At 45.2% G+C, this 21010-nt stretch carries 17 protein-coding genes; 8 read left to right on the plus strand and 9 right to left on the minus strand.

Features of this window, described 5'->3' with window-relative positions:
* Positions 1-280: 280 nt before the first annotated feature.
* On the minus strand, positions 281-2050 hold the full coding sequence (gene recQ, locus H525_RS0120065) for a DNA helicase RecQ (protein ID WP_027417661.1): 1770 nt from the start codon (positions 2048-2050) through the stop codon (positions 281-283).
* Between the two features lie 216 nt (positions 2051-2266).
* Here recQ and H525_RS0120070 point away from each other — a divergent pair, with 216 nt between their 5' ends.
* The gene (locus tag H525_RS0120070; protein ID WP_051331187.1) at positions 2267-3121 is read left to right on the plus strand and encodes a CvfB family protein; all 855 of its coding nucleotides are present in this window, start codon (positions 2267-2269) and stop codon (positions 3119-3121) included.
* A 355-nt stretch (positions 3122-3476) separates the two neighbouring features.
* On the opposite strand, the gene H525_RS0120075 is transcribed toward H525_RS0120070, so the two are convergent.
* Entirely contained in the window at positions 3477-3671 is a 195-nt protein-coding gene (locus H525_RS0120075) for a hypothetical protein (protein ID WP_027417663.1), read from the minus strand.
* Positions 3672-3888: 217 nt separating this feature from the next.
* Between H525_RS0120075 and H525_RS0120080 the strand changes: the two genes are divergently transcribed.
* From H525_RS0120080 to H525_RS0120095, 4 genes are all read left to right on the plus strand, one after another.
* On the plus strand, positions 3889-6291 hold the full coding sequence (locus tag H525_RS0120080) for a 3-hydroxyacyl-CoA dehydrogenase/enoyl-CoA hydratase family protein (protein ID WP_027417664.1): 2403 nt from the start codon (positions 3889-3891) through the stop codon (positions 6289-6291).
* Positions 6292-6304: 13 nt separating this feature from the next.
* On the plus strand, positions 6305-7486 hold the full coding sequence (locus tag H525_RS0120085; RefSeq protein WP_027417665.1) for an acetyl-CoA C-acyltransferase: 1182 nt from the start codon (positions 6305-6307) through the stop codon (positions 7484-7486).
* A 56-nt stretch (positions 7487-7542) separates the two neighbouring features.
* Positions 7543-9339, plus strand: a complete 1797-nt coding sequence (locus tag H525_RS0120090) for an acyl-CoA dehydrogenase family protein (RefSeq protein WP_027417666.1) — start codon at positions 7543-7545, stop codon at positions 9337-9339.
* An 85-nt stretch (positions 9340-9424) separates the two neighbouring features.
* Positions 9425-10942, plus strand: coding sequence for a fatty acid--CoA ligase family protein (locus H525_RS0120095; RefSeq protein ID WP_027417667.1), 1518 nt, complete (start codon positions 9425-9427; stop codon positions 10940-10942).
* Between the two features lie 139 nt (positions 10943-11081).
* Here H525_RS0120095 and H525_RS0120100 read toward each other — a convergent pair whose 3' ends face one another.
* Positions 11082-11315, minus strand: a complete 234-nt coding sequence (locus H525_RS0120100; RefSeq protein ID WP_027417668.1) for a hypothetical protein — start codon at positions 11313-11315, stop codon at positions 11082-11084.
* Between the two features lie 128 nt (positions 11316-11443).
* Between H525_RS0120100 and nth the strand changes: the two genes are divergently transcribed.
* The 3 genes from nth (at position 11444) to H525_RS25835 (ending at position 14692) form a co-directional block, all read left to right on the plus strand.
* On the plus strand, positions 11444-12094 hold the full coding sequence (gene nth / locus H525_RS0120105; protein ID WP_027417669.1) for an endonuclease III: 651 nt from the start codon (positions 11444-11446) through the stop codon (positions 12092-12094).
* A gap of 306 nt (positions 12095-12400) precedes the next feature.
* Positions 12401-13879: an FTR1 family iron permease gene (locus H525_RS0120110; protein ID WP_027417670.1), complete on the plus strand. Its 1479-nt coding sequence runs from the start codon at positions 12401-12403 to the stop codon at positions 13877-13879.
* 36 nt (positions 13880-13915) lie between these two features.
* Positions 13916-14692: a hypothetical protein gene (locus H525_RS25835; protein WP_051331188.1), complete on the plus strand. Its 777-nt coding sequence runs from the start codon at positions 13916-13918 to the stop codon at positions 14690-14692.
* Positions 14693-14961: 269 nt separating this feature from the next.
* Here the strand turns inward: H525_RS25835 and H525_RS0120120 are convergent, their stop codons facing one another.
* The 6 genes from H525_RS0120120 to H525_RS0120145 all read right to left on the minus strand — a co-directional run bounded on the left by H525_RS0120120 (position 14962) and on the right by H525_RS0120145 (position 20784).
* Positions 14962-15630: a metal-dependent transcriptional regulator gene (locus tag H525_RS0120120; RefSeq protein ID WP_027417671.1), complete on the minus strand. Its 669-nt coding sequence runs from the start codon at positions 15628-15630 to the stop codon at positions 14962-14964.
* 144 nt (positions 15631-15774) lie between these two features.
* Complete coding sequence (ubiB, locus tag H525_RS0120125) at positions 15775-17451, minus strand: 2-polyprenylphenol 6-hydroxylase (protein WP_027417672.1); 1677 nt, start codon at positions 17449-17451, stop codon at positions 15775-15777.
* A 16-nt stretch (positions 17452-17467) separates the two neighbouring features.
* On the minus strand, positions 17468-17758 hold the full coding sequence (locus tag H525_RS0120130) for a phasin family protein (RefSeq protein ID WP_027417673.1): 291 nt from the start codon (positions 17756-17758) through the stop codon (positions 17468-17470).
* Positions 17759-17985: 227 nt separating this feature from the next.
* A complete protein-coding gene (locus H525_RS27655) occupies positions 17986-18162 on the minus strand; it encodes a hypothetical protein (protein WP_155837471.1) in 177 nt (58 codons plus the stop codon).
* A 2-nt stretch (positions 18163-18164) separates the two neighbouring features.
* The gene (locus H525_RS24945) at positions 18165-19733 is read right to left on the minus strand and encodes a DHA2 family efflux MFS transporter permease subunit (protein WP_211237047.1); all 1569 of its coding nucleotides are present in this window, start codon (positions 19731-19733) and stop codon (positions 18165-18167) included.
* 373 nt (positions 19734-20106) lie between these two features.
* Positions 20107-20784 (minus strand): helix-turn-helix domain-containing protein, encoded by a 678-nt coding sequence (locus H525_RS0120145; RefSeq protein ID WP_027417674.1) that lies wholly within the window; start codon positions 20782-20784, stop codon positions 20107-20109.
* Positions 20785-21010 lie beyond the last annotated feature (226 nt).

Consider the following 21010-nt stretch of genomic DNA (forward strand, 5'->3'; position numbering starts at 1 on the left):
AATCCAACTTGGTTAGCGATATTTTGTCTTACCTGCTGCGCGTTTGTACCGGCAAAACCGGGTTGGAATAGCGCTTGGGGACCTGCAAATGCGGGAATGCCTGTTTGATTCTGTCCTTGGTAATATTGGTTATAGTTATGCATTTTAACACCTCCACTCTAATTATTTGTCATCGTTTGAAAATTATTCTATGTGATGAAAAAAAATTATTATTCATTTGGAGGGTTAAAATGAATATGAATTTACCGCCGGAGGATTTATTTCAATCAAAAATGGGTGGCTAAGCATTTTTGTATTGTTGAATAACTTCGAGAAATTGCCTGCCGTATTTGACCAGTTTTAATTCGCCAACCCCCTTGACCGCCAGGAGAGAACTCTGGTCTGCAGGAAGGGTTTCACACATATCGCGCAGCGTGCTGTCTGAAAAAATAACATATGGCGGGACATTTTCCTTTTCTGAAAGAGATTTTCGCAGCTGTCGCAGCTGCTCGAATAAGGCGTCGTCAACGGGTTGTTTCGCTTCGGTCTTACGAACTTTCTGGAAAACCTTTTCTTCTCCTTTGAGAACCGGAATACATCTTTCAGACAGCATAACGACCGGGAATTTGCCTTCGCTGAGCTGTATGTATCCTTCGGCGATAAGCACATTCATTAAATTCGCAATCTCTTTCTCCGTGTATTCTTTTAATAATCCATATGTAGAAAGTTTGTTAAAGCCAAAATCCAAGACTTTTTTGCTTTTCGATCCCTTTAAAACCTGCGCCACCAGTGTAATACCAAATCGTTCATTCATTCTTTTTACACAGGAAAAAATTTTTTGGGCCTGTACTGTTACATCGACGTACTCTGTGTCATCAAGGCAGGTGCTGCAATTTCCGCATGGCTCATCCCGCATTTCACCGAAATATTGCAGAATAAAATTGCGGAGGCACCGAGGGGTGTAGCAATAGTCGATCATGTTTTGCAGTTTTTTATACTCTTCCTTCTTTCTCTCCTCTGCACTTAAAGACTGTTCGATTAAAAACTTTTGCAGTTGGATATCCTGCGGATTAAAAAGGAGGATGCACTTACCGGGTTCGCCGTCCCTGCCTGCCCGTCCCGCTTCTTGATAGTAAGATTCCATATTTTTTGGCATGTTGTAATGAATCACATACCGGACATTTGACTTATCTATCCCCATTCCGAAGGCATTCGTCGCAATCATAATCCGGATATCGTCGTAGATAAACTTCTCCTGATTATCCATCCGCTCTTCGTCGCTTAATCCCGCATGATATCTTCCAGCAGCGTAGCCTTTTTCGCACAAATAGGAATACAACTGGTCGGCATTTTTTCTTGTGGCTACATAAATAATCCCAGCTTGGCTTTTATTTTGGTTCACATATTCCAGCAGGGCATCCCGTTTATTTTCACCGCGTATCACGGTAAAAGAAAGATTCTTCCGGTCAAAACCTGTGATGAACACATTCGGATTTGACAGCGATAATTGGGCGACGATGTCGTCTTTGACCGCTTCCGTTGCTGTCGCTGTAAAAGCGGTAATGACAGGTCGCTTGGCAAGCTGACCAATAAATGAAGCGACAGATAAATAACTGGGCCGGAAATCGTGGCCCCACTGTGAGACACAATGGGCTTCGTCAATCGCGATCATAGAAAGAGTGAGCCTCTTTAATAAGGAACGAAACGAATACGATTCCAGCCTCTCGGGCGCAACATAAATTAATTTATAAACACCGTGCTTAGCTCGTTCCAGATGTTCGTCCGCTTCCTGGCTCGTTAATGAGCTATTAATAAATGCCGCCCGAATGCCAAGGCTGTTAAGCGTATCTACCTGATCTTTCATCAGGGAAATTAACGGGGAGATGACAAGGGTTGTCCCATTAAGCAAGAGTGCGGGAACTTGATAGCAAATGGATTTCCCCCCGCCGGTAGGCATGATGCCAACAGTGTCCCGGCCGCTTAAAATACTTGTAATGATTTTTTCCTGGCCTTCTCTAAATGATGAATAGCCGTAATATTTTTTCAACACTTCTATTATTTTTTCCAGCATACGTGACTCCTCTATCCATGCCAGGTAATTTATAGTGGTTTTTTATCCAATTATATCCAAAAAAATTATTTTCGGCACTAAGAAATATCTTACTATAAATAATAGAAGAAGAACATGCGTTGAAGTGACTACTGCGTTTTCTTTAACACGCAATCACATGTATAATATGGTCGACGGCTAAAATGTGTGGATATAACCAGAGGAGGATTTAACGATATGTTGGAAGCGGGCAAAAAAGTTAAGCTAAGAGTGGAGCGGCAGGCTCCTTTTGGATATTTTCTGTCAGATGGGGAGACGGATGTTCTGCTCCATGAGAGTGAAATCAATAAGGAAATAACAATAGGCAGTGAGGTTGAGGTATTTTTATACCACGACAATCAGGAGCGGCTCGCCGCATCGCAATTGGAGCCTTTCATTGCCCTTGACGAGTTCGGCTGGCTGGAAGTTGTCGACATACACCCGCGAATGGGGGCCTTTTTAAATAACGGATTACATAAGGATTTACTGCTGCCGGCGGATCAGCTACCCGAAATCAAAAGTAAATGGCCGGAGCCTGGAGACCGGGTGTATGTGCAGGTTGAGCATGATAAACAGGGGAGAATGCTGGCTGTTCTCGGAAAGGAAGATGATTTCGTCCGAATTAGCAAGCCGGCGCCGGAAAGTTTATTCAATCAGGATGTAAACGGGTATATCTATAAAATTATTAAAATCGGGGCGTTTCTTTTCACAGAGGGGCAGCATCTCGCGTTCCTTCACCGGGATGAAGCGACCGAACCGCTGCGTGTAGGGCAACGGATTGAGGCGCGCGTTTCAAGGGTCCGGGAAGAAGACGGACGTTTAAACATCACGATGCGCCAGCGGAAAGAAGTAAGTTACAGCCAGGATGCTGAGAAAATTTATGCGTATTTACAGGAGAGAGGGGGGCGTATGCCCTACACGGATAAAACGGATCCGGACATTATCAAACAGAAGTTTGGTATCAGTAAAGCTGCCTTTAAACGGGCACTCGGCAAATTGATGAAGGAAGGGCGCGCCTACCAGGAAGACGGGTGGACCATTCTCCACGGGTAGAAATAACAACACGTAGAGACATCGTCCTCAAACTCCGGAAATCCTTCAGGACAAGATAAGGGAGAAATGAACAAGCACATCGGCTAGACTCAATTGTGCGGGAGGATGCTAGCTGAAACATTCGCAGACACATCGAAATCCGTTTATTTTTGCTTTTTTCCCGCTGCTTAGTGTTACGAAGAAAGGGGGTGTCTTTCTGCCCGACTGTCTCCACCATTGAGATACCCGGATGTTTCGGGCAGGTTCCCCTTTGTTCGTAACACGGACAGTTTCTACTTCCCTGCAAGGGAAAACCAGCAAAAAATAAAAACGGAGCATTCCATTCGCGTCAAGTTCAGCGTTGCAAACGTAATATTTATGATCCGGGAAATAGCATAGGTTTGAGGATGAACAGCGAGACGGTAACGCCCATGAGCACAACACCCCATACGGCCAAACTTTTTTGTTTCACCATTCCTTTGCCCGGTTGGGGAAGCAAGCCGACAATAAACAAAACAATCGACATGAGAGCGGATACAAACAGGAATAAATATAGTGTAGTTCCCGACATAATGTTCTCCTTTCCAAGGGAATCCTTACTAGTATGTGATTCTTACGCTTATCATACCGAAAGACAAAAGAAAAAGTAAAGCAAATAGTTGTGGAATTCTGACAAAAAATATATTACAATAATTATCAGAACATACAATGAAAACAGAAATGCGCGAATTAATGAATGAGTATTCATTCAAAAAAATGAATAAAGGCCTGGAAAAGGAGGTAACAAGATGGTCAGGAATATTCAAAAAGCGGCTGTGCTTGGTTCCGGGGTAATGGGGGCTGCCATTGCCGCCCACTTTGCAAATGCGGGAATCGAAACCTATTTGTTGGATATTGTGCCTGCTTCACTAACTGAACAGGAAGCAAAGAAAGGGTTAACTCTGGAACACCCCGCCGTTCGAAACCGGCTTGCCAGTGAAGCAAAAGCGAGGCTGCTTAAGACAAAGCCTGCGCCAATGTTTACGAAAAAGAATCTCGATTCCATTATCCCGGGAAATTTTGAGGATCACTTGCATAAGGTAAAAGATGTGGATTGGATTGTGGAAGCTGTCGTCGAGAATCTGGACATCAAGCGCCAACTGTTAGCGCGGGTCGAGGAGAACTGGACACCGGGAACCATTGTCAGTTCCAACACATCGGGAGTATCAATTAACCGGATGGCAGAAGAAAGAAGCGAAGCATTCCGCAAGCACTTTCTCGGAACCCATTTTTTTAACCCGCCGCGCTATATGAAACTGCTCGAAATCATTCCGGGCTGTGAAACCGACAAAAATGTTATCGCTTACATGAAAGAGTTTGGGGAACGAAAGCTCGGTAAAGGTATCGTGACCGCTAAAGATACGCCGAATTTTATAGCAAACCGGATTGGCGTATACGGACTGCTCGTTACGTTGAATGAAATGATAAAGAGCGGTTTTACTGTGGAGGAAGTGGATGCGATGACCGGCACGGTTATCGGGCGACCCAAAAGCGCCACCTTCCGGACACTGGACATGGTCGGGCTCGATACATTCGTGCATGTGGCCAGAAATGTGCATGACCACGTATCAGACCCTAGAGAAAAAGAGTCGTTTGTGATGCCCAATATTCTGATTGGCTTGTTGAAAAACGGGTGGCTCGGGGACAAAAGCAAACAGGGCTTTTACAAAAAGCAAACGACAGCTGCGGGAAGGGAAATCCTGGTTCTTAACTACAATACACTTGAATACGCTTCTATTCAGAGAGTAAAGATTCCCGAGATCGAACAGGTGAAAGCTGCCGGGGGAGTAAAAAGCCGACTTCAAGCGCTTGCTTATAGCCAATCAAAAGAAGGGCAGTTTATCTGGAATGTGTTAAAAAAGGTACTGCTTTATTCCGCTAGCAAAATCCCGGAGATTGCCGATGATATCGTGAGTGTGGACCGGGCGATGAAATGGGGGTTTAACTGGGAGCTGGGACCGTTCGAGACATGGGACGCACTGGGTGCTGCCAAATCCGTCGCCCGAATGAAACAGGAAGGGGAAGCGATTCCAGACTGGGTGGAGGAAATGCTCGCATCCGGCAAGGAATCATTCTATGAGCATAACAACAGACGGCGCTATTACCATACCATTACCGGTGAACGTACGGAAGAAGAAGCGGGCAAACGGTTAATGGAGTTGAAATCATACAAAAAAAATGGCGTGGTTCTCTCTAATCCGGGCGCAAGTTTGCTCGATATCGGAGATGGGGTCGCATGCCTCGAATTCCATTCGCCGAACAATGCCATCGGTTTTGACATTATCGATATGCTGTATAAATCTCTTGCGGAAGTGGAACGCAACTATCGCGGGATGGTGATCACAAACGAAGCTAAAAACTTCTGTGTCGGTGCAAACCTGATGATGATCTTAATGGAAGCGCAGGATGAAAACTGGGATGACATTAACCATCTGATCGATCGTTTTCAGCAGGCATCGCTTGCTATCAAATATGCGAAAAAGCCGGTTGTCTCCGCTCCGTTCGGCATGACGCTAGGCGGAGGCGCGGAAGTATGCCTGCCATCCGCGAAAATTCAGGCAGCGGCCGAAACGTATATGGGTCTTGTTGAAGTGGGTGTCGGCCTGATCCCTGGTGGGGGTGGAATAAAGGAAATGCTTCTGCGGACCACACAGGGTGCGGATGCGGTGGACACTAAAGTCGACCTCCAGCCGTTTGTCAATAAAGCGTTTGAAACGGTAGCGATGGCCAAAGTATCAACAAGTGCGGAAGAAGCGCACGAACTTCATTTTTTACGTCCTTGTGACCAGATTACGATGAATCGGGACCACCTGCTGTACGATGCCAAGCAGTCTGTGTTAGCGCTGGATGCAGTCGGCTATGAACCGCCGAAACAGGAAAAAATCCGCGTCGTCGGTGCCGATGGAAAGGCTGTGCTCAGCTTGGGTATTTATTCAATGAAGCAAAGCGGGTATATTAGCGACCACGATATGAAAATTGCCGGTAAGCTGGCTTATGTCCTCACAGGCGGTAATGTAAACCGCAATACGTATGTGACGGAACAGTACCTGCTTGATTTGGAGCGCGAGGCATTTTTAAGCCTTTGCGGGGAGCGGAAGAGCCAGGACCGAATGCAGTATATGCTGACCAAAGGAAAGCCATTGCGCAATTAGGGAGGGATACAAGATGAGAGAAGCGGTAATTGTGTCCGCAGTTCGGACTGCCGTTGGAAAAGCGCCCAGAGGAACATTAAAGAACACCCGGCCCGAAGACCTGGGCGCCATTGTTCTGAGAGAAGCGGTGAGGCGTGCCCCTGGCCTTGACCCCGCGATGATCGATGATATTGTGATCGGCTGCGCGATGCCTGAAGGTGAGCAGGGGTTCAATATGGCACGGATTATTGCGGTTCATGCGGGTTTTCCGACCACGGTTCCTGCGTTTACCATCAATCGCTTTTGTTCATCGGGCTTGCAGTCGATTGCGATTGCGGCGGAAAAAATTATGTGTGGTTTTGCCGACACGGTGATTGCAGGCGGAGTCGAAAGCATGAGCCATGTGCCGATGACAGGATATAAGCTGGCTCCCCATCCGGACATCATCGAGAATTATCCCGAAATTTATATGGGAATGGGCCATACGGCGGAAAATGTAGCCGAGCGTTTTCACGTATCGAGGGAAGATATGGATCGTTTTGCCGTAGAGAGCCATGAGAAAGCTGCACGGGCCATTCGTGGAGGCAGATTTAACGACGAAATCGTTCCAGTTACCGTTAAAGAAAAATATTTGGATGAAAAAGGGCATCTTCAGATTAAAGAATTCATATTCGATACAGATGAGGGAGTTCGTCCAGATACGACCATAGAAGGACTGGCTAAATTAAAATCGCCGTTCCGCCTTGGCGGGCAAGTTACGGCGGGGAATTCTTCGCAAACAAGCGATGGGGCCGCGGCTGTCGTTGTCATGTCGCGGGAGAAAGCGGAGCAACTGGGACTCAAACCACTTGCTATTTTTCGTTCCTTCGCCGTTGGAGGCGTTGACCCGGACATTATGGGTGTGGGCCCTGTTGTCGCTATCCCGAAAGCGCTGAAATTAGCCGGAATTACGCTTGATGATGTCGACCTGTTTGAAATTAACGAAGCCTTTGCTTCCCAGGCGATCCACGTCGTCCGCCATCTGGAAATTAACCCGTACAGGGTCAATGTGAACGGTGGTGCTATTGCACTGGGCCATCCTCTCGGCTGCTCCGGAACAAAGCTTACGGTAACCCTTGCTCACGAAGCGGCGCGCCGCGGGGCAAGGTACGGTGTCGTTTCCATGTGCATAGGCGGCGGCATGGGCGCCGCAGGAGTGTTTGAGTTTATTCAGTAAAATAACGAAAATAGCGAAGTTTTTAAAACGAATCCATTTTGAAGGAGGACGAAATCATGAGTGAATCCAAAACGCTGCCGCAGGGCGGGCAGTTTTTGCTGAAAGAAACGGATATTCAATCGGTTTATACCCCGGAAGACTTTTCGGATGAACAAAAAATGATAGCGCGCACAACGCGGGATTTTGTGGCAGGTGAAATCGAACCGAAAGCTGAGCAGATCGAAAAGCTTGATTACGATTTAACCGTGAAGCTGCTGCGCCAGGCGGGTGAGCTGGGCTTGTTAAGCGCGGACATTCCCGAAGCGTTCGGCGGTCTTGCTCTTGACAAAATCAGCTCCAGCCTGATCGGTGAATATATGGTGCGGGCGGGCTCGTTTGCGCTGAGCCACGGCGCCCATGTTGGAATTGGCACGCTGCCGATTGTATATTTCGGCACAAGAGAACAAAAAGAGAAATACCTGCCTTTCCTTGCCACCGGTGAAAAAATAGCGGCGTACTGTTTGACGGAGCCGTCTTCGGGGTCTGATGCGTTAGGGGCAAAAACTACGGCGGTATTAAATGCGGAAGGTACCCATTATATTTTGAACGGATCTAAGCAGTTCATTACGAACGCCGGATTTGCTGACATCTTCATTGTGTATGCGAAGATTGACGGAGAGAAGTTTACCGCATTTATTGTGGAACGGGATTTCCCGGGACTAAGCATCGGGCCGGAAGAAAAGAAAATGGGCATAAAAGGTTCATCCACCTGTCCGCTGATTTTTGAAGACTTGCCGGTTCCGGTTGAAAACGTATTGGGGGAAATCGGGAAAGGCCACCAAATTGCGTTTAACATCTTAAACATTGGACGGTATAAACTGGGCGTAGGCGCCGTTGGTTCCACCAAATGGGCGGTTGAACTCGCTGTCAAATATGCGAAAGAGCGCAAACAGTTCAGCACTCCGATTGCAAGCTTCCCGCTTATTCAAAATAAACTGGCGAATATGGCGGTTCGAACGTTTGTTAATGAAAGCGTTACGTACCGCACAGGCGGGTATCTGGACGAAGCGCTGGCTTCGCTTAACCTGGACGGTTATGCGGCGAAAGAGGCTGCAGAAGCAATCGAAGAACATGCGATTGAATATTCCATCTGTAAAGTGTTTGGTTCAGAAGCCCTGGATTTCGTCGCTGACGAAGCGCTCCAGATTCACGGAGGATACGGTTATATTCAAGAATACAAAGTGGAGCAAATTTACCGTGATTCCCGTATTAATCGAATTTTTGAAGGGACAAATGAAATTAACCGCCTTCTCATTCCCGGAACTCTGTTGAAGCGGGCGATGAAAGGCCGTCTGCCGCTAGTGCAAGCACTGCAATCCATGCAGCAGGAACTAGCGGGCTATATGCCAACTGTGTATGTGGAAGAATCGGCCGGTGTGCTGGCGGTAGAAACGAAGATGCTGGAAGCGGCCAAAAAAATCTTTTTGCTGGCTGGCGGTGCTGCTGTTCAAAAATTTATGCAGAAAATCGAACAGCAGCAAGAAGCGCTCAGTCACTTGTCTAACCTTGCCATCACGATTTACGCCGCTGAATCGGCGCTGCTTCGCGCGAAGAAAACAGCTGCAGCAAAAGGGGAAGAAACGGCTCGTTTGCAGGTGGACATGGCCCGCGTTTACGTACACGACGTGTGGGGCGACGTGGAGAAATGGGCAAAAGAAGTTCTTGCCGCATCCGCTGAGGGTGATATTTTGCGAACCCAGCTGTCGATTTTGAAAAAGCTTGTGCGCACTGAACCGCTTGATATAATTCCAATTAAGCGCGGAATCGCCTGTGCTATAATCGATGCCGAGCAATATACTGTAACAGTGAAATAAAAATAGCGGGCGGGACAACCGCCCGCTTCTCCCATAAACGTAAAAAAACGTGCTGTTATTATAAGAAATCGTGAGGTGAAGGCATATGACGTTAGTTGACAACCTTAAAAACACGACGGCTGCCTACCCTGATACGTTCGCTTATTTGTTTCTTGGCGATACGTGTACATACGGCGAATTTTTTGAACAGGTAAAAAACGCCGCGGCCTATCTGGCGGATCTCGGTATCGGAAAAGGCGATAACGTGGCTCTGCTTCTCGGCAATTCTCCTCATTTTGTTGTTTCTTTTTATGGGACGTTGCTAACAGGGGCAACGGTTGTTCCCATTAATCCAATCTATACTCCCCATGAAATTGAATTTATTTTGAAAAACAGCGGTGCGAGGGTTGTGTTCGCAGTCGAACAGTTGCTTCCCGTTTTTGAAAATCTTAAACCTCAACTACCTGAGCTGGAACATGTGGTTTTCACATCCGGTCAGACTCCGCATGATTGGACTCACCCGTACGATGAACTTTCTTTGCGGGCCAACCGGGACTGGGAAGGGCCTCTTGTTCAAGAAGAAGATGTGGCAGTCATTTTATATACGTCAGGTACGACCGGGACGCCTAAGGGAGCCATGCTCACTCATCGAAATCTGACATCCAATGCCGAATCCATTGCGAGATATTTAAAGGTGGACCGCAGTGACCGTGTAGTGGCCGTGCTGCCAATGTTTCATGTATTCTGTATGACCGTCTGCCTGAATGCGGCCGTTGTGCTCGGATCAACCTTGGTCATTATTCCCCGCTTCAGCCCCGGAGACGTAATGAAAACAATCAGGGAAACAAAGGCAACCATTTTCGCGGGTGTTCCTACCATGTATAATTTCCTGCTGCACACCCCCGATGGAAAGCCTGAGGATTTGTCCTCCCTCCGAGTTTGCATTTCCGGAGGTGCAGCGCTCCCTGTTGCTCTTATGCAGAGTTTTGAAGCCAAATTTAATAAAGTCATTTATGAAGGATACGGGTTATCAGAAGCTTCTCCTGTAACCGCATTCAATCCGGTGGATGGCGTGCGCAAACCCGGCTCAATAGGTATCAGTATTCCTGATGTAGAGAGTAAAATTGTGGATGAAGAAGATCTGGAAGTACCGCTCGGGCAAGTTGGCGAACTCGTCGTGCGCGGTCCCAATGTAATGAAGGGATACTTCAGGATGCCTGAAGAAACAGCGATGGCTTTGCGCAACGGATGGCTGCACACCGGGGATATGGCGCGAATGGACGAGGATGGATATATTTTTATTGTCGACCGCAAAAAAGATATGATTATTGTTGGCGGTTTTAATGTGTACCCGCGTGAGGTTGAAGAAGCGCTGTACCAGCATTCGTCGATCGTTGAAGCGGTGGTTATAGGTGTTCCGGATGAAAATTTTGGGGAGGCTGTCCATGCCTATGTCGTAACAAAGGACCATACGTTAACGGAGGAATCCATCCAGGAATACTGCCGGGGAGAACTGGCCAAGTACAAAGTGCCCCACAAAGTCATTTTTATTGAAGATCTTCCCAAGAACACAACAGGGAAAATTATGCGGCGGGTGCTGCGTGACCAGGTTATGAGAGGATAGGGGGAAGAATCAGTGTAAGAATCCTCTTGTTTTTAGCTTTAGGCTGCTTATGCAGATCTTCCATTTGGGGACAGGGAGATACCGGATTCGGATAATGATACTCCGGGCGTCTGCCGTATCCCCGATGGAAGAGATGGAACTAGATGTTCTTGAACGATTCCATAATCTGGTTGTAATCATCTTCGCGTCCGACGTAGTCTTCCGGGAGAAAGCGGCTTTTTGCCCACTCCATCATTTCATGCCGGGTAGTAAAAATATACGTGTCCTCGCCCCACTCGGTTGAAATTTCACGAACCGTGATTTTAGCCCCTTCCGCTTCCACCGTCATCATATTCCAATTATCCTGTTTATAAATAATGTGTTTTTTTGCCATTTGTTCCATTTCAAACCTTTCATTTTCTTAATATTTTCCTTCTAAGTGTAGCTATTGACGAAAAAATTAGCAACTGCTACATTCGATAGTGTATACGAAAATCTGTCAGAATAAAAGGATGAATGGCCTTGTTAACGAAAGCACAAATCCGCAGGGTATTGGATACGATGGGAGAAATGTTTCCCGATGCTCACTGCGAACTCAACCATAGCAATCCATTTGAACTAACGATTGCGGTTCTTCTATCCGCCCAATGCACGGATGCGCTTGTCAATAAAGTAACCCCGCATTTGTTTGCAAAATATAAAACTCCCCACGATTATGTAAATGTGCCGTTGGAAGAACTGGAGCAGGATATTCACAGTATCGGTCTTTTCCGGAATAAAGCAAAAAATATTCAGAAACTGTGCCGCCTTCTCCTTGAAGACTACAATGGAGAGATTCCCCGCGATCATGCCGAACTCGTTAAATTGCCGGGCGTTGGCCGTAAAACAGCAAATGTGGTGGTCTCTACCGCGTTCGGCGTTCCGGCGATCGCAGTAGATACGCATGTGGAACGTGTTTCAAAGCGTCTAGGTATTGCACGCTGGAAGGACACGCCTCTTCAAGTAGAAGAAACGTTGATGAAAAAAGTTCCACGCGATGAATGGTCTGCAACGCATCACCGGATGATTTTTTTCGGACGCTACCACTGTAAAGCGCAGAATCCGCAGTGCCAAGTGTGTCCTCTGTTAGACCTGTGCCGTGAAGGTCAAAAGCGGTTAAAAATAAAAGAATAGAAGGGTTACGTTATAAAAATTTGCACATCTAACTCTTGACGATCGATCGTAGTTAGCCTAAACTAATTCTTGTATTAGTCAGGGCTAATTTTCTTTTAAGTTAAAGCGCTGAAAATGTATTTTAAGTTTTTTTTATTTAGTTATTGAGAATGATTATTGTTTTTGTTTAAATGGAAGGTGTTGATGATCACACATCATGAAATTAGTTCATGAAATAATTTTATTAGCGAGGAGATTTTTTTAATTTTTTATATTGAGAATGATTATTGATTTTATTTATTGGTGGAGATTGCGAGGAGGGGGATTATGATAAATCGTTTATATGGTGTGACAATGGTGTTTTTGGTAGCGGTCTTCTGCCTTGCGCCCGGTATGGTACGGGCAGAAAGCCAGGGAGCCGAGAATATGGCGAAGGCTGAGCAATACGTTATTGAGGCATTAAACAATGCGAGACAAGGGAATCTGGCGGAAGCCCAGAAAAACTTTCAGAAGTTCAACGAGACGTGGCTCGACATTGAAAGCACTGTCAAACCGGAATCAGGGAAGGCGTATAGCGACATTGAATCCAACATGGGTCAGGTGGAATATGCCTTCATGCAGAATAAGCAGCAGGATATCGTTAAGGCATTACAGGGTCTGCAAAGCACAAATGAAAAATTTATTCAGGGCGGGTACGCCAAGAGAGAAGGATTCAAGAAACAAAACATAACGCTATCAGATTTCGTTGCCATGCTGCAGCAAACGAAAGATAAGGTGCAGAACCATGACCGGCAGTCAGCCCTTTCTGGCATTGCAAAAGCCCGGGAGTCTTGGCTTAGTGTCGAAGGTGTTGTAGTGGCACAATCAGCTACGATATACAGTGATTCAGAGCGGGATATGGTAACCGTGAATGCGATGATTTCCGACGGGAATTACAAGGGTGCCGCCGGGATACTTGACAAAATGATTGGATATTTGACACCGCTGACGGCTAAATCCGGGTACACCATTTGGGATGCTGCCATGATTCCAATCCGGGAAGGAATGGAAGCACTTCTAGTTGTCGGTGCGCTGTTAGCCTTTGTTAAAAAATCCAATCAAGGTGTCGGAAAGGGTTGGATTTGGGGCGGGGTTTTTGCAGGCCTTGGGCTAAGCGGTGTCTTGGCAATCATTGTTAAATTTGTTTTTTCATCAGGAGCCTTCGGCCGGAACAATTTCCTTATCTCGGGATGGACGGGTGTGTTTGCGGCGGTAATGCTTTTATATATGAGCTATTGGCTGCATAGTAAGTCTAATGTTGCGGAGTGGAACCGGTACATTCAAACAAAAAGCCAATCGGCAGTCAATACCGGACGAATGATATCCCTCGGTGTTTTAACGTTCCTTGCTGTCTTTCGGGAGGGAACAGAGACTGTGTTATTTGTTATTGGTATGGTAAATCAAATTAGCTTTCAACAATTGATATTTGGGATTTTAATTGGTTTAGGCATTTTGGCGGTCATTGCTTATCTCATGCTGTTTATTGGCCTAAAGCTGCCTATGCGGCCGTTTTTCCTCGTATCAAGCTTAATTGTATTCTATTTATGTGTGAAATTCACGGGGCTTGGCATCCACAGTCTCCAACTCGCAGGCTCACTGCCATCGACAACATCAACCAACTTGCCAAGTATTGATTTCCTGGGGTTCTACCCATCATGGCAGAGTGCCATCCCGCAAATCGCATTAGCCTTGTTTGCGGTGGTGGTAGTACTGTGGAAGCGAATGAATAAACGGCGGCAGACGCTTAAAGAAACAACGCAAATGTAGAACATCATTTTTATAGAAAATTAGGGGGAAAATTAGATGATAACTTTCAGAACCATTCTTTCATTAGCTTTAATCAGCACAGCAGCTCTAACCGGGTGTGGCTTGACCAACAATGCCGCGTCCAACACTTCAACGACTACGACCAGTACCACTACAACCAGTACGACTGCTCAATCAGATACCGCGAAAACACCTTCAAACGGGCAGACAGAGGCGCCGAATGTGAAAGATGGTGTTGGGAAGTTCCTTCATAATGCTAAACAATTAAGAAAGGCCATTAAAGCGGGGGACGAAACAAAAATCAAGGAGATCGGTCCAAAATTAGAAGAAAACTGGAAATTCTTTGAGGATGGTGTTAAATCCCAGTACCCAGACCAGTACGCTGAAGTAGAAAAATATCTTGACCCGACTGTTGCGGGATCGAAAGCTTCTGCTATTGATAAAAACACGCTCTTAAAGCTCGATAATCAACTGATTGATGTTTTATACAGCCTTTCCGAGAAGCTAATTCCTGTTGAGCAAGTCCAAGATGGTGTTTCAACGATGTTAGCGGCGACGAAGGAACTAAAACAAAAAATTAACACTGGTGACCAGGCAAAGGTTAAGGAGATTGGACCAAAGCTGGAAGAGGCATGGAGCACTTTTGAAGATGGCCTTCAGCCAAGACAGCCGGATTTCTATGAGAAGATCGAAAAATATCTTAATCCGGAAGTTGCCGGCTCTCAGGTAAGCCCGCTGGATAAACAAACACTGGGACAATTGAATGACCAGTTATCTCAAACACTCAGCGAGCTTCAGCAAAAGCTTAAGTAGATCTGGCGCAGCCAAAAACATCCGCGTGTGATGCATCGAAATCCGTTGTGTTTTTGCGGGTTTTCCCTTGCGGAGAAGCGTTGACTGTCCGTGATTCTCTTCCGTGTGGAGACGGCCCGAAACATCTGGATATTTCGAGGATGCAGCCAGTCGGGCCTAAAAGCACCTCCAAACGGAAGAGAGTTACGGACAGTTTATGCTTACATACAAGGAAAGACCTCCGAAAAAAATAAAAATCGGTCTATTTCAATGCCCAATATCTCCTGGTTTTACTTTCGGTCAACCTCCACAGCAAGAATTCGTTCCGCTAATTCAATTGGAATAAGCACAGAAGCTCCGTTTATAAAAGCCGTGATTGTATGTTCAGAAGGAGACGAGGAAATCAATCCAATTTCCGCGCCAGGAACAAATCCGTTCCCTTCTAAAAAACGCAGGATATCCATGTCTTCCTCTGCATGTTCAAAAATTCGGTTGATTTTAACGGTAGCAGGGATCGGCATTTGTGATAACGGGGTTGCGTTAGCGACAAATCCGCCCGACCCGGGGATAACGTTTCCATGGGGACATGTGGTTGGATTTCCCAGGGCCTGGGCCAACCGTTTTTCGACTCGTTCCGATAGAGCCGATTCCAAACGGCTTGCTTCTTCATGTGCTTCCGCCCAATCAAACCCTAACACGTCCGTCAGCCATCTTTCGAGTAATCGATGGCGTCGAATGATCGTTTCCGCCCGCTGGACTCCAGCATCTGAAAGTATAATTTCACGGGTATCGGTATCGGCTACATAACCCAAAGCAATCAACCGCTGTACGGTTTGAGATACAGTCGGCCTTGCCACCCCTAAATAATCCGCAAGTTTTGACCCAATCACGTTTTGGCCTTCCGTATGTAAAATATATATCGCCTCAAGGTATTTATCCATTCCCTGTTTTTTATTCATTTACTCCCTCCAAATTCATGTCCCTTCTCTTATTATACACCGTTTATTAGAGCTAATTGTGATGTCCGGCAATCCAGACAGGATAAGGACTGAGAGGGATAGGGGGAAAATTTTCACCTGATCTAATTCTTCTAAACTCCAAGTCTAAAATCTCCCTGACTTAAAAATCGAATATAATAGCCACAAGAACATTAGTGTCGCCATACCAAAACCTATCTCTATTGCGGGAATTTTCCACAGCAATGTGGATTGTCTGCCCAGAGAAGAACCGATTATAACACCCACCATGATGATACTGAAGGCTAACAAAACGATACTAAATGACAATCGATTGCTGATCCGATCCAATTTCTTCAAAAAAAGATCCAGTTCGGGGATGGCGATCTCAATACGAAGTCTCCCCCGTTTGATCAAAGAGGTTAATTCTTTCATGTGTTTGGGAAGATCGAACAACAACTCCCCGTAATCGGAAACACGCTTCCATACCGTTTCCGCAACACTTTTGGGATGCAGTCGTTCCTTTAACAGTTTACGCCCAAATGGCTCCGCAATGTCGAAGATACTAAAAACAGGATCCAGTTTTTCAACAACGCCTTCAACCGTCAACAAAGTCTTCCCCAATAACGTTAAGTCTGCAGGAATCCGGATGTCGTGTTGAAACGCTGTGCGAAACAGGTCATTGACAGCCTCCCCGAGACTTATTTGATTTAACGGGACACCGTAATACTTTTCCCTCAATTGTTCTACATCGCCGCGCAACTGCACCATATTCACATCTTCAGACACTAATCCCATGCGGAGGATGGCTTTGATTACCCCGTCTGTACTTTGACGCATCAAGGCAATGACCAAAGAAGAAAAATGGTATTTCATCTCGGGAGTAAGTCGTCCTACCATGCCAAAATCTATAAACGCGATCACTTCTCCTGGTAATACGAACACATTTCCGGGGTGAGGATCCCCATGAAAGAAACCGTTGTTGAAAATTTGGTGAAAAATCGCTTTCGCCAGACGTTCCGCCAGACTCTTCGGATTGTACCCGTTTTGCTTAAGTTTATCGAGCTCATTGAGTTTTACACCATCAACGTATTCCATGGTTAATACTTTCTTGGTGGAATACTCCAAAAATACTTTTGGAACATAGATAGAAGGGTCATTCCAGAACTGATTAGAGATTTTCTCCGCATTGCGGCTTTCCATTGTAAAATCGAGTTCTGCTCGAAGGGACTTGGAGAATTCATCCACCATATCCCGGATTTGATATCTTGCCGCCCATTTCAGACGGTATTCAGCGAGAGCGGCCAAATCCTGAAGGATTTCCAAATCCGTTTCAATCACACTGGTGATATTCGGACGTTGGATTTTTACCGCCACTTTTTCGCCGGACTGTAAGAACGCTTGATGGACTTGTCCAATTGACGCGGCAGCTAATGGAGCATCGTCAAAATGACGAAAAATGTTTTCCAGTTCATCCCCCAATTCCTCCTGAACAATGTCTCGCACTTCTTGAAAAGAAAAAGGAGGGACCTGGTCCTGTAATTTTTCTAATTCACAAATGATCTCTTCGGGAAGCAAGTCGGGGCGCGTACTTGCTATTTGCCCCAATTTCACGAAAGTTGGTCCCAATTCTTGCAGAACAAGCCTGATCCGTTCGCCAACGGTTTTTGAATCCTTTTTCTTTGGCTCGAAGAACAGTCTCTGGGGGAAGGAGAGAAACTGAGCAAAACCGATTTCCTTGACCACGATTCCAAATCCATGGCGAATCAAAGCAATTGCAATATCACGATAACGGCTGATATGGCGCATCCTTTTTCCATTCATCAGTACGTCCCCTTATTTACTCGCCTCGTTTTTCCAGGTTCTGAATTCGCTGCTCCAACCAGTGGATATCTTCTTTTGTGGCTACATCCAATTCGTCCATCATTTGTTTCAGCTGCTCACGCATGATGCGTTTCAATTCGTCTTTTTGTTCTTCACCTCGTTGAATCAGTTGATTGATCATATCCTTAGACTCTTCCTTGGACAGGTCCCCTTTTTTCACCCATTCATTGACAAGCTTTTCCGCTTGTTCCTTGCTTGTAACGGCCAAACCCAGTCCAAACGCCAATCCTTTTTTGATAAAATCCATCATGGCCAAGACCTCCTTTTTCTGTTTCATTTCAGCATACTTGAGATTTGCACGTCGTTGTTCTGTGGTCATAATCGTAAAGGAACGACGGTAGACCACTTCAAAAAGATTACGTGGTTCCTGTTCTTTATGTTCTCTTTCCGGCTAAAATCCCATACTTTCGAATTCCAAGATCCATGTTTCGATAGGATAAGGTCGTAAGCACAAACTCCTCAATTTCCTCGACGTCAATATTGCACTGACTTGATAGGATCCGTTTTTAAAATAAAACGAACTTCCCTTCCGCCCCCTTGTAGCTTGCCGAGAAATGTATCGTATTGTGCCGCGACTGTATTGGATTGATTCAAAACAGCTTCTCCTTCATACAGTTTATCCAATCCGGTTAACCTTAACTGGACTGCCATCCTTATAAGGCGTCGTTTGGATTTTCAACCACTTGATCGCTACTTAGCAACCCGCTATCTACATGAACCCGAACATGAAATTGATTTTTTCGGTATAGAAACAACGCAGGGATAATTGCAAGTAACCCGAAAATCAACGATATAAAAAAGGCATTTTGAAAAGCCGAAATACTGGCGGTTGTTTGAATCTGCTTTAAAATAACGGCCATACCCAATTGATATGATTGTTCCGATGCATGACCTATTGATTGAAAATAAGATGCGAGTTGCCGCAAATACATTTCTGCATTTGACCCTGGCGTTATGGAATCCGATAATTGGTGATAATAAATCGGCATACGTTGTTGAATCACACTATTCAATATGGCAACACCTAATGCGCTTCCGAATTGTCTTATCAAATTCAAGAACGCGGAACCTTGGTTTACCAAATTTTCAGGAAGGGAACTGTATGCCAATGTAATCGACGGCATAATTCCTAGCCCCAGCCCCATTCCGATGATTAGCAAATTCCTTTTGACTTCCTCAATATCCGTGTTCACTTGCAGATCGACCAAAAAATACGATCCAATTGTCATGATAACAATTCCTGTAATCGTTAATACGGGTCCTCCTAACCGTGGCAGCAAAACGGAACTGATTGGAAGAAACAGCATGGCTCCGATAGCCTCATAGATCAAAAGCATACCCGTCTCTATTGCTCCAAGCCCTCTTAACTCCTGCATGAATAAAGGTACTAAATATAAACTTCCATACAAAGCAATCATAAAAAAGAATGTAACGCCTATGGATGCTGAGTATATCCGGCTTTTAAAAATTTGTAAATCAAGAAGGGGATCAGAAGTACAGGCTTCCAAAAGAAAAAAAGACAGTAAGCTTATTCCTGACAGAAAAAACAGGAAAATGATGCTCGCGGATGTCCATCCATCACTTGCTCCATTGCTAAGAGCCAACAATAATGAACCAAATCCGATGGCCGACAAAATAAACCCCCACACATCCAATTTCTTTTTCACGGTTTCAAACTCACGCAATAATACATAGGAAAGAGAGACTGCCAACAATCCGAGCGGAACATTTATCCAAAAAATCCATCTCCAATTCAAGCGTTCCACCAGATAACCGCCCAATGTAGGACCGATAGCTGGTGCAATCAATAAGGGGAGCCCCATCAATCCCATTGCGAGCGGAAGTTCTTCCTTATTAAAGCTTTTTTCAATGATCGATAGAGCTACGGGCATAATCATTCCTCCACCGACCGCTTGCAAAATCCGGAAAACAATCAACGTGTCAATATTCCAAGACAAAGCGCAAAAGATCGAACTTAGCGTAAAAATCAAAAGACTGATGATATAGACCTTTTTCATTCCGCGTGTGTCCGCCCAGTACGCGGTAATTGGCTCGAAGACTCCGATGGTAATCATATAGGCAGTAATAATATATTGCGTTAAATCAATATCACTTCCAAATTCTATCATAATATTAGGGAGTGCTACTTCGATAATAGTCATATCCAGTAAATCCATAGATAATCCCAGGATGATGGGGATAAGAATCAACCACTTTCCCAACTTTTTATACCTCCACCCCAAAATTGACAACCAGTCAGCTAACTTTTTAGAATAAATACTTTTGAACCATTTTTAAACAAAGGGATTGATAGAGACGGGTGCTTGGAATGCTGATCAAAAGATACACCGCATTAAAGGCAAGAACAATAATCGTTGCCGACCATGTTCGCCGCAATATCTAAAACAGTGATCCCAAGGATGAAAACAATTGGTATTGAGCCGGATGATATAACCACATTGATCCATTAAACATTCAGAGCCTATTCAATAAAACCATCCCTTCCTTTCTTAAACATAGATGCAAAAAACACAATTAACACAAAAGACCAAAAAACTATCAAAAAAGTGGCCACGGTATAATACCGTGGCCCCATCAGGCCAAAGCTTCATAAAGAAAGTCGGAGAGCATTCCCCTTTCATGATCAGAAAGATCGTTAATCGATTTCAGATACCGGCTGACCAAATCGGTTACCTCGATTCCAATCTCGTGGTTCATCGTTTGAATGATGGTACCGAGGACGGTCCCCACAAACATCGTCATCCGCATTTCGTTTGTTGGTGCGTTTTGAACAAAACTTTGAATCAATGACTCGGTTCTCCCGCCCAGCTTGCGAAGATAAACAAGAAGAAGCCCGATGATGTATGCGCAGAAGGCGACCCGAACCTGCACTTTTGGAATCTCTTCCAAAACCTTTTGAATGGCGTCGCTGATACTGCAACCCTTTAGGCTGTTGAGAAACTGAAGCAGTTTCGCTTTTGTATTATCCCACTCTTTTGGATTTATGACTTCAGAACGTTCCTGTTCGAACAGGAACGTTGCTTTGACCGTCGGCAGAAAAACGATTTGGGAACGTCCTGTTTCGCCAGGGTTCACAGCGTAATCACGGGTGAGATAACCGTGCTTTTCAAGTTCCTTCAGCATATCGTACGCCGTCCATTTGCTGACACCGATCGCTTTCGCTAACGTTTCGTAATGAACAGGCCCGTTGGTTTTTTGGTATAAGTCGATTAACTTCTGAAGAAATTGTTTGCGTCGTTCAGTCAAAATCATTCCATTCTCACCCCCAAAAAACCAAAAAATATATTACAATCTAAATATAAAGCGAGTGAAAACCGATTGTCAATAAATAATCCCCAAAAAGAAAAAACATGTATAACTTTGGCTGCTTCTACGGCTATCCATTCGCTGACTTCACTCAGAATCGATCACCGAGCCGCTTGCGAAAGTTCGTCATAATAGATAGAATACGAAAAAAAGAAAGGGTTTATTTTTTTTA

It is taken from the genome of Aneurinibacillus terranovensis DSM 18919 (assembly GCF_000430625.1).
In the GTDB taxonomy this organism is placed as follows: domain Bacteria; phylum Bacillota; class Bacilli; order Aneurinibacillales; family Aneurinibacillaceae; genus Aneurinibacillus_B; species Aneurinibacillus_B terranovensis.

Excerpts from the sequence above, each read along its gene's own strand:
- recQ (WP_027417661.1), bottom strand. The coding sequence starts at position 2,050 with ATGCTGGAAAAAATAATAGAAGTGTTGAAAAAATATTACGGCTATTCA.
- H525_RS0120070 (WP_051331187.1), top strand. The coding sequence starts at position 2,267 with ATGTTGGAAGCGGGCAAAAAAGTTAAGCTAAGAGTGGAGCGGCAGGCT.
- H525_RS0120075 (WP_027417663.1), bottom strand. The coding sequence starts at position 3,671 with ATGTCGGGAACTACACTATATTTATTCCTGTTTGTATCCGCTCTCATG.
- H525_RS0120080 (WP_027417664.1), top strand. The coding sequence starts at position 3,889 with ATGGTCAGGAATATTCAAAAAGCGGCTGTGCTTGGTTCCGGGGTAATG.
- H525_RS0120085 (WP_027417665.1), top strand. The coding sequence starts at position 6,305 with ATGAGAGAAGCGGTAATTGTGTCCGCAGTTCGGACTGCCGTTGGAAAA.
- H525_RS0120090 (WP_027417666.1), top strand. The coding sequence starts at position 7,543 with ATGAGTGAATCCAAAACGCTGCCGCAGGGCGGGCAGTTTTTGCTGAAA.
- H525_RS0120095 (WP_027417667.1), top strand. The coding sequence starts at position 9,425 with ATGACGTTAGTTGACAACCTTAAAAACACGACGGCTGCCTACCCTGAT.
- H525_RS0120100 (WP_027417668.1), bottom strand. The coding sequence starts at position 11,315 with ATGGCAAAAAAACACATTATTTATAAACAGGATAATTGGAATATGATG.
- H525_RS0120110 (WP_027417670.1), top strand. The coding sequence starts at position 12,401 with ATGATAAATCGTTTATATGGTGTGACAATGGTGTTTTTGGTAGCGGTC.
- H525_RS25835 (WP_051331188.1), top strand. The coding sequence starts at position 13,916 with ATGATAACTTTCAGAACCATTCTTTCATTAGCTTTAATCAGCACAGCA.
- H525_RS0120120 (WP_027417671.1), bottom strand. The coding sequence starts at position 15,630 with ATGAATAAAAAACAGGGAATGGATAAATACCTTGAGGCGATATATATT.
- ubiB (WP_027417672.1), bottom strand. The coding sequence starts at position 17,451 with ATGAATGGAAAAAGGATGCGCCATATCAGCCGTTATCGTGATATTGCA.
- H525_RS0120130 (WP_027417673.1), bottom strand. The coding sequence starts at position 17,758 with ATGGATTTTATCAAAAAAGGATTGGCGTTTGGACTGGGTTTGGCCGTT.
- H525_RS27655 (WP_155837471.1), bottom strand. The coding sequence starts at position 18,162 with ATGGCAGTCCAGTTAAGGTTAACCGGATTGGATAAACTGTATGAAGGA.
- H525_RS0120145 (WP_027417674.1), bottom strand. The coding sequence starts at position 20,784 with ATGATTTTGACTGAACGACGCAAACAATTTCTTCAGAAGTTAATCGAC.